This is a genomic window from Variovorax restrictus (assembly GCF_051216715.1).
Taxonomy (GTDB): domain Bacteria; phylum Pseudomonadota; class Gammaproteobacteria; order Burkholderiales; family Burkholderiaceae_C; genus Variovorax.
The window spans coordinates 1-7,761 of the sequence record NZ_JBPJZH010000015.1 but is presented as its reverse complement, the minus strand read 5'-3'; the positions used below and the strand labels follow the sequence as shown (position 1 = coordinate 7,761).

The 7,761-nt window shown below is 61.2% G+C and carries 10 protein-coding genes; all 10 read right to left on the bottom strand.

Features of this window, described 5'->3' with window-relative positions:
- Positions 1–275: 275 nt before the first annotated feature.
- The 10 genes from ACSFA0_RS26505 to ACSFA0_RS26460 all read right to left on the bottom strand — a co-directional run bounded on the left by ACSFA0_RS26505 (position 276) and on the right by ACSFA0_RS26460 (position 7,632).
- Positions 276–794, bottom strand: a complete 519-nt coding sequence (locus ACSFA0_RS26505) for a microcompartment protein (protein WP_435453249.1) — start codon at positions 792–794, stop codon at positions 276–278.
- A 168-nt stretch (positions 795–962) separates the two neighbouring features.
- The gene (locus ACSFA0_RS26500) at positions 963–1,235 is read right to left on the bottom strand and encodes a BMC domain-containing protein (RefSeq protein WP_435453248.1); all 273 of its coding nucleotides are present in this window, start codon (positions 1,233–1,235) and stop codon (positions 963–965) included.
- Positions 1,236–1,312: 77 nt separating this feature from the next.
- Positions 1,313–1,582: a EutN/CcmL family microcompartment protein gene (locus tag ACSFA0_RS26495; protein ID WP_435453247.1), complete on the bottom strand. Its 270-nt coding sequence runs from the start codon at positions 1,580–1,582 to the stop codon at positions 1,313–1,315.
- A 3-nt stretch (positions 1,583–1,585) separates the two neighbouring features.
- Positions 1,586–2,080 carry a hypothetical protein gene (locus tag ACSFA0_RS26490; RefSeq protein ID WP_435453246.1) on the bottom strand — a complete coding sequence of 165 codons (495 nt, stop codon included), beginning with the start codon at positions 2,078–2,080 and terminating at the stop codon, positions 1,586–1,588.
- Entirely contained in the window at positions 2,077–2,694 is a 618-nt protein-coding gene (locus ACSFA0_RS26485; RefSeq protein WP_435453245.1) for a BMC domain-containing protein, read from the bottom strand. Before ACSFA0_RS26485 ends, ACSFA0_RS26490 begins: the two co-directional genes overlap by 4 nt.
- 19 nt (positions 2,695–2,713) lie before the next feature.
- A complete protein-coding gene (locus ACSFA0_RS26480; RefSeq protein WP_435453244.1) occupies positions 2,714–4,192 on the bottom strand; it encodes an aldehyde dehydrogenase family protein in 1,479 nt (492 codons plus the stop codon).
- Between the two features lie 21 nt (positions 4,193–4,213).
- On the bottom strand, positions 4,214–5,308 hold the full coding sequence (locus ACSFA0_RS26475) for a TauD/TfdA dioxygenase family protein (protein WP_435453243.1): 1,095 nt from the start codon (positions 5,306–5,308) through the stop codon (positions 4,214–4,216).
- Between the two features lie 13 nt (positions 5,309–5,321).
- Positions 5,322–6,032: an ABC transporter permease gene (locus tag ACSFA0_RS26470; protein ID WP_435453242.1), complete on the bottom strand. Its 711-nt coding sequence runs from the start codon at positions 6,030–6,032 to the stop codon at positions 5,322–5,324.
- Between the two features lie 34 nt (positions 6,033–6,066).
- Positions 6,067–6,840 carry an ABC transporter ATP-binding protein gene (locus ACSFA0_RS26465; RefSeq protein ID WP_435453241.1) on the bottom strand — a complete coding sequence of 258 codons (774 nt, stop codon included), beginning with the start codon at positions 6,838–6,840 and terminating at the stop codon, positions 6,067–6,069.
- Positions 6,841–6,891: 51 nt separating this feature from the next.
- Positions 6,892–7,632, bottom strand: a complete 741-nt coding sequence (locus tag ACSFA0_RS26460) for an ABC transporter substrate-binding protein (protein ID WP_435453240.1) — start codon at positions 7,630–7,632, stop codon at positions 6,892–6,894.
- Positions 7,633–7,761 lie beyond the last annotated feature (129 nt).

Genomic DNA, 7,761 nt, shown 5'->3' with positions numbered 1-7,761 from the left:
ATGGACTGCCGCCAATGCCAAGCCTCGTCCGCAGCAGCGAAGTTTTACTCGTTAGCTTTCTGAGGGAGATGCCCGCCGCACATTTGCTCGTGCTGGCGCCGCTATTGCGACAGAACCGCTTCGCTTCGCTGCCTACCTGCCGGAAAGTTCTTGAATACCTTGAGAGTTTGAACACTGTTTCGCCCTTTGCCGCGAAGGCACCCAGAAGTTCGGCGAACTTCTGGGTGCAGCTCAAAACCGGAGTGGTTCAGTCCAGTAGCGAGCGGCCGTGCAACTCAACGCCCTATCACGCTCGACAACGCCTGTTCGACATGAGCCTTGGCCTTACGCAGCGAAGGCACAGAACCTGCCAAATACAGGCGACCACTGGCGCCGACCATGCTGCACTCCACGAGTGTGAGTTCTGGTGCTGCCTTTTCTGCCTCGTTCCCCATGTAGGCACCGTACAAGGCCGGTGCCACTTCCATGAGCAGCAGACTCTGCCCAGGGAGCACCATGTTGGCCTGGCGCGTGCGGTTGATCAATACAGCGTGCTGATCGGTGATGTCCTCAACGACGTCCGAATACAGCAGCTGAGGCTTGAGTTGATCCTCCGCCTTGGTGCCCAGACCGTCAAGGATCGCCTCCTTGGCACGATGGAGCGCCGCCTCATCGTGCCCATGAAGCTCGAGCACGCCGAATTGGCGTTCGACGGCCAAGATGCCGGGCTCGAGCTCAGGCTCTTGCTTGAGCGCGCGGTCGACAATGCGTTGAATCGCCAGTCCCGGTGCGATCTCGACCAGCAGCGAATGCATGCCTTGCATTGCCACATAGCCGCGAGCGCCCACGGGTGAGCTCATCCACGAGGCGAACTGGGGCTGCAGATCGGTCAACGTCAGGCAGACCCGCATTTCGGCCGCGGGGCGCGATGGTGGAGCCGCTGGTGCGGCTTTCGTTGCTGTCGCCATTCGGTGTTACCGAGCTTATTGCCCGTCGAATGCCTTCAGCACATCGCTGTGTGGGCGTGGAATCACGTGCACCGAAACCACCTCGCCCACTGCGCGAGCAGCTTCGGCGCCAGAGTCGACGGCTGCCTTCACGGCGCCAACGTCGCCCGTCACGGTAATGGCCACGAGACCGCCGCCGACTTCCTTGCGGCCTGCCAAAGTGACGTTGGCGGCCTTGACCATTGCATCCGCAGCGGCGTAAGCAGCGACATAGCCCTTGGTTTCGATCATTCCGATAGCTTGAGACATGGTGTGCTCCAGTAAGTTAGTAAGGGTTGAGGAACAAGTGATGGGCAGGCCCGAAGACCGCCCGTTAGGAAAAAATATCATTTGGGCAGCGTTGATTTGCTGCCCTCGTCGAGTGAACCGATGATCAAGGCGTCGACCGGGACACGTTGCTGAGCCGGCCCAAACCATGCGGCGGCGGTTGAGCCCGTGGTGATGAGCACGCGCTCCCCTTCTCCGCAGCCCATCGGGTCATAGCAAACAATCACATCTTTAGGGTAATCAAGCTGTACCTCGATCAAAGCGCCAGAGGGCAACTCGGGCAGGCGCTTGCTCGCCCACAGGCGACCAATGACGGTTCCGGTCTTCATCGCTCAAGTCTCCTTGGAGATATGGACTGTGATGCCGCGCTGGCGCAGCACATCTCGCGCCAGCGGCGTGAGCACGCTGCGGGGGACCAGCCCGACGGTCGTGCAACCTGCCGGCAATGCCAGGACATCGCGCTCGGTGATCACGCCGCGCAGCAACGGACTGGCAGGCGCCGGCGTGGCCACCGCCGACTCCGCCTGTGGTGCTTGAGCAGCGGAAGTGGCACAACCGGAGGTTCCGTGTTGGAGACAAGCGCCACAGCAAGCGCCTGACAGTGCGGCCGGATCCACGCTCAGCTCGAATCGAAGCAACCCGGCGGCTGAGGCCTGCGCCAAAGCCGGACTGGCCGCTACGCGACGCAACAGATCCATCAGAACGCCCGCATCGTCCGAGGTCGTGATCTTGAGCGGCACCACCAGGGCCGTGCGGCCAGCCGGTGGTGCGTCACGGTGCTGCGTCAACAGCGTGCGCACCTGCCCGCGAAAGGCTTCCATGTTCATAGGGTGCCTCCCACAAACCCACGCAGTGTGGCTTCTGCGACCTGGGCCGCCGTGCGCACATCATCTGCGCTCCCAGCGAGATACAGGCGCCCGGCGGCGCCAATGAAGCGACAATCCACCAGCTTGATGTTGGCGCTTTTCTCGGCTTCGTTGGCCGCGAGCAACGCGTAAGACGACGAGGTCATCTCCATGATGAAAAGCGACTCCCCAGGAAGCAGCATGTTGCCGGCCTTGGAGCGATTGACCAGGAAGGCGTGGTAGCCATCGACCCGATCCACAATCTTGGACGCCAGGATTTCGGGTTTGACGGTCGAAGCAGGCGAGACGCCCATGGCCTCCAGCACCGCGGCGCCGGCCGACTTCACGGATGCGGCATATTTCGAGTGAAACTCAAGATAGCCAAACTGTCTCTCGACCACCAGGCTGCCGGGTTTGACATCGTCGTGCTTGAGCGCCACGTCGGTCAACCACTCGATGTCCATGCCGGGCGCGACCTCGATGACGAGCGCGGCGTCATTGTGGCGCGGCAGGTAACCGCGCGCAGTGCTTCCCAGCAGGCACATCAGTTGTGGCTGCAGGCGGTCCAGAAAGATGTAGCTTCTTAGTGTCGACATGATGTATCTACGCGCCTGATCAGCGCGCGCGCTCCAGTTCTTCCGCCAATAAGTGCAACAGCTCCGCCCCTGCATCGAGGTTGGTCTCTCGACTTGGGTTCGAGGCGCGCGTAGGAGTCGTTGGGATCAGGTTCTCACGGCCGCGTGTGCCCAGCCAACCACCTGGCAAGGGGAAGGCCACCCGCTTCCAGTTCACGAGCATGTCCGCCCCGACGTTGCAGTCCACCGAACTCTTGCCTGCAAAGCCGGTGCCAATAGTGAAGGTAAATGGCAATCCCGTCTCGTCGCCGGTAGAGCCGAACACCGTACCGCCGTTGACGATGACCCGGTGGTAGTCCAGCGCGGCGCCAAAATAAACGGCTTGTTCGGCGCTGGCCGTATGGATGCCGGCGGTATGACCTGCGCCACTGTGCATGAGCATCATGCGTGCCACCGCAATGGCCTCGTCTACACCGTCGACGACCACCGCAGTCAGGATGGGCGAAAGTTTTTCGCGCAGCAGCGGGTGATCCACTTCGGGCTTCTCCAAAGTCAACACCAAGGCAGGCGTATCGCCTCCGACGACGAGGCCAGCACCGGAGGCGATCTCAGCCGCCGGGCGACCCACCACCTTGCCGTTGAACTTGCCGCCGGGCCACACATGCGCTTGCACCCTTGCCGCTTCGTCTGCGCTGCACATATACGCACCGCATGCCGTCAAGGCATCGCGCATGGCCGCCACGGCGGGTCGGTCGACCAGCAATACGCTCGGTGCCGAACAGGGGCTGCCGTGATCGAAGTTCTTATCCACTAGCAGCTTGGGCACCAGCGCGGCGATGTCAGCGCTGCGATCTACATAAACCGGCACGTTGCCGGAGCCGACGCCGATGGTCGGATTGCCCGATGCATAGGCCGCGCGCACCATCGGAGTCCCACCAGTAGCCACGATGAGGTTGCAGCGGGCATCGCGCATCATGGCGTTCGTCGCCTCCATCGTCGGCTGGGTCAGCATCTGCACCGCATGGGCCGGCGCACCGGCGCGTTGGGCCGCAGTTTGGATCTCACGCACGGCGTCACCACAACACTGCAAGGCCACCGGATGCGGGCTGAATACGATGGCATTTCGCGTCATGAGGGCCATCAAGCTTTTGAAGATGATGGTCGCCACGGGCGAAGTTGAGTTCGACAGACCGACGATCACGCCCGCAGGCCGTCCGATCTCGATGATGGCATGGGCATCGTCCCGGCGCACACCGCCCAGCGGAACGCCGCGCCAACCCTCCATGGTGCTCAGGCACGCCATGCGGTTCTTCAACACCTTGTCGGCCACCTTGCCGATGCGCGATTCGCGCACCGCCCATTCGGCATAGAACTCGGCCTTGGGCAGCAGCGCTGCCGCCACCGCTTCGGCCACCGCCCAAGCGGCCTCCGGGCTCATGTGGGCCAGTGCGTCGGCCGCCGTGCTGGCCTGGTTCAACAGGTCGCGTGTTTCCTGCAGAGCAGAGAGATCTTTGTCCATCTTGAGTAGGTCCGGCAACGTTCAACGAGCGGTGGCACGTGCCGCCACAGCCGCAAGATCCACACCGTCCAGAGCCGAGAAGATGGCCTCCATGGCCGCCCGCTCCTGCACACTGCTGGCTTGTAGACGGCTGCTGTCAAGCAGACCGCGCAGGCCATTGCTGCCGGAGACCGCCGGCGCTGCAGCGGCAGGCTGGGGGCCCAGCGTGGGCACGAAGCTGCCGCAGGTCATTCTCTGGCCAGCGCGGTAATGCGGCGCGTAGTCGAACACGGCGTAGTGCTGGGTGGCACTGTTGTCCCACATCGCGATCGAATCAGCCTCCCATTTGAAACGCACCATGAATTCGGGCTTCTTCACCCATTCATAAAGCATGCTCAACAGCGCCTCGGACAAGTCCGCGTGGATGCCCAGCAGCCGCTTGGTCCAGATACTGTTGACAAACAGGCTGCGCCGGCCAGTGACCGGGTGCGAGATCACCGCCGGATGAACCACGGAGGGGTTGTCCTTGATGGTCTTGCACTCGCGGTCGCCCAGCGCGGCATTCATCTCATCGGCCGACATCATCGAGTTCATCGCGCCGCCACCCTGCTGGGTCTGGTGTTTCTTGGCGATAAGCTCATAAGTGTTCCGGCCTCGAAAGGCCCAAGGCAGGTCGTGCTCAGCCTGCAAGCCCATCAGCAATTGCTGCATCCCGGAACCCAGCGCCTCGAAGGCGGCTCCGGTGCTCATCCACATCGTGTCGCCGCCGGTGGGTGGCAGGTCCGTCAAGCGCAGGATGGACACCATGTTGGGCTTCTTGCGAAAGGTGACATCCGTGTGCCAACGGTCCGTTTCAGGCGCTTCATTGCCTTGATGTGCAATGAGTTGAATGTGCTCGTAGTCCTTGATATGCGGAAAGAACTCATGCCGCTCCATTTCTCCGAATTTCGAGCCCAATCGAATGTAGCTGTCCGGCTTGAGAGCCTGCTTGCGGAAAAAAACCACGCTGTGAGTCCACAACGCGTGTTGGATCTCTTCGTACACGTCGTCGCTGCGGACATGGTTGAGATCGACACCGGAAATCGTGGCGCCGATGGTCGGCGTCGCAGGGGTGACTTGAATATGACGGTAATTCATGAGAAATACTCCTTTATTGCCAGTGAAGCAGACGTTTTTCGAGCCAAGTCATGAGGCGCACGACGGTCACGCCCAACAGGGCCAGGATCAGCAGCAACGCAAAGACGCCATTGATATCGAAAGTCGAGCCGAGGTACGCCAGCCACTGTCCAAGTCCGTGCTCGCTCGCGATGATCTCGGTGCCAACGACACCCAACAGCGCGTAGATCAGCCCCAATCGCAGGCCCGAGAAGATGACCGGGACGGCTCCCGGCAACGTGACCTGGAAGAAGGTCGTCGTGGCACTGACACCCAGCGTCCTGCACAGAGTCATATGGTCCTGACTCACCCCGCGGATGCCCGCCACGGTGGCTGAAAGCACGATAAAAAAGGTCAATGAAAAACCAACCGCAATCTTGCTGCCCAATCCGAGCCCGAACCACAGGATGAACAACGGCGCCAGAGCGATGCGCGGCATCACGTTCAACGCATTGAAGTAGGGATCGGCAAAGCACTCCAGCGCTGGCCAACGCACGAACGTCAGCCCCACGGCGAAGGCCGCTACGCTGCCCAGCACAAACGACGCCCCGACGCCAGCCAAGGTCCAGCCCAGATTGCTCCACAGTAGGGCGGTGGCAAAGTTGTCCCAGAGGAATCTGGCCACGCCGCTGGGTCTGCCAAAGAAGGTAGGGTTGATCCAGCCGCGCGCGGCCGCGATTTCCGTGAGGCCCACCAGTACGGTCATGAAAACCACGTGGAGCAACCCCCACTTGATGCGACTAACCTTCATGGTGTACCCACCCTGCTTCAAGGTGCGACCACAACGTCGCGTACAGCTCGTGAAAACGAGGACTCTTTTGCAGCTCCCTGATGGAGCGAGGACGAGGTAAATCGATCGGCACGTCAGCCACGATCCGACCAGGACGGGACGACATCACCACCACGCGGTCTGAGACCGCCACGGCCTCGGCCAGATCATGGGTGACGAACAACACCGTGTGCCTGTGCTTCTGGCACAGCCGCAAGAGCAGATCCTCAAGTTGCAGCTTGGTCTGCGCATCCAGCGCGCCGAATGGCTCGTCCATCAGCAACAAAGAGGCATCCATCGCGAAGGTGCGCGCAAGTGCCGTTCGCTGGCGCATACCGTGCGACAAGGCCTTAGGCAGCGAGTGCTCATAGTCGGCCAAGCCAACTTCTGCCAGCATGGCCTTCGCTCGCGCATTGGCCTCTTCGAGTGGCACGCCGCGCGCGCGCACGCCGAAGGCGGCATTTTCAAGCGCAGTACGCCAGGGAAGCAAGCTGTCGCGTGCCAGCATATAGCCGACATTGGCGTCGCCTTCGCGCGGTTGATTGCCGGCGACCGTAATGGAGCCCAAGCCGGTGTGTGGAACCAGGCCTGCGCACAGATTCATCAAAGTGGTCTTGCCGCAACCGCTGGGGCCGACGAGCGAGACAAATTCACCCTCAGCCACGTGCAGTGACACATCAGTCAACACCGGTGTGACACCATCGAAGCTCAGATGCAGCCCATCGACCGCGATGGCGGAACCCATGGAAGAGTGGGGCGTCGAGTCGCGCGAATCTACAGACATGATCAACCGTGCTCAACGGATAAGCAGCAGCTTGGAGGTGTCGATGACCTTGTCTATCTGCCCAGTGCGGTGCATGTATTCGGCCGAATATTGGAAGGCCTTCGGATTCAACCCGAACTTGTAGCCTGGCAAGGTGTTGCGCAATGACACCTCAAGCACCTTGTCGCCGTCGGGTCCATTGATCTTGAACGTATCCTGCGCCACCTTCATGATGGCGGCAAAGTTAGCCGGGTTCTGTACAAAATCCTCCGCTTCGCTCATCGCGCGGCGGAAAGCATGGATGGTTTGGGGATTTTTCTGAGCGAAATCAGCGCGCACGACGGACACGATGGCAGCGCCAGATAGGTCGACGATCTCGGCCGGCCCCTGCCCTTTGCGAGGGTCAACCACCATGCTGCAAGCCTTCGTCACTTCGCAAAAACCTTCCAAGGGTGCAAACGTCATGAGGCCGTCGACTTGTTTTTGGGAGATGGCAGGAAGCGCCGTATCGGGCGAGCCGACAGCGACGATCACGGCGTCTGTCGCTTTCATACCGGCACCCTTGAGCATGCTGATCATCTGGAATTCAGCGGCACTGCCGCGCGCCGTGACACCGACTTTTTTTCCCTTGAAGTACTGCATAACCTCCGGATAGCCCACGCCCCCGCTGGCTTTTTTCAGATCGGGCGTAGCCACCAGAAAGAAGTTGGGAGCGCTTTGCCCAGTCCCAATCACTTTGAGGGAGGCGCCCCTGTTAACGGCGTGTATCAACACCTCCGGCGGGGTTAGCAGGGTGCTGAAATACCTCTCCCAGTCGGCGCGCGACAGCCCTCAAGCGTTGGAAGTTGACACCACCGACAGTTGCAACCCAAGACCCCAGACGATGCGCGGAGCCGATACCTT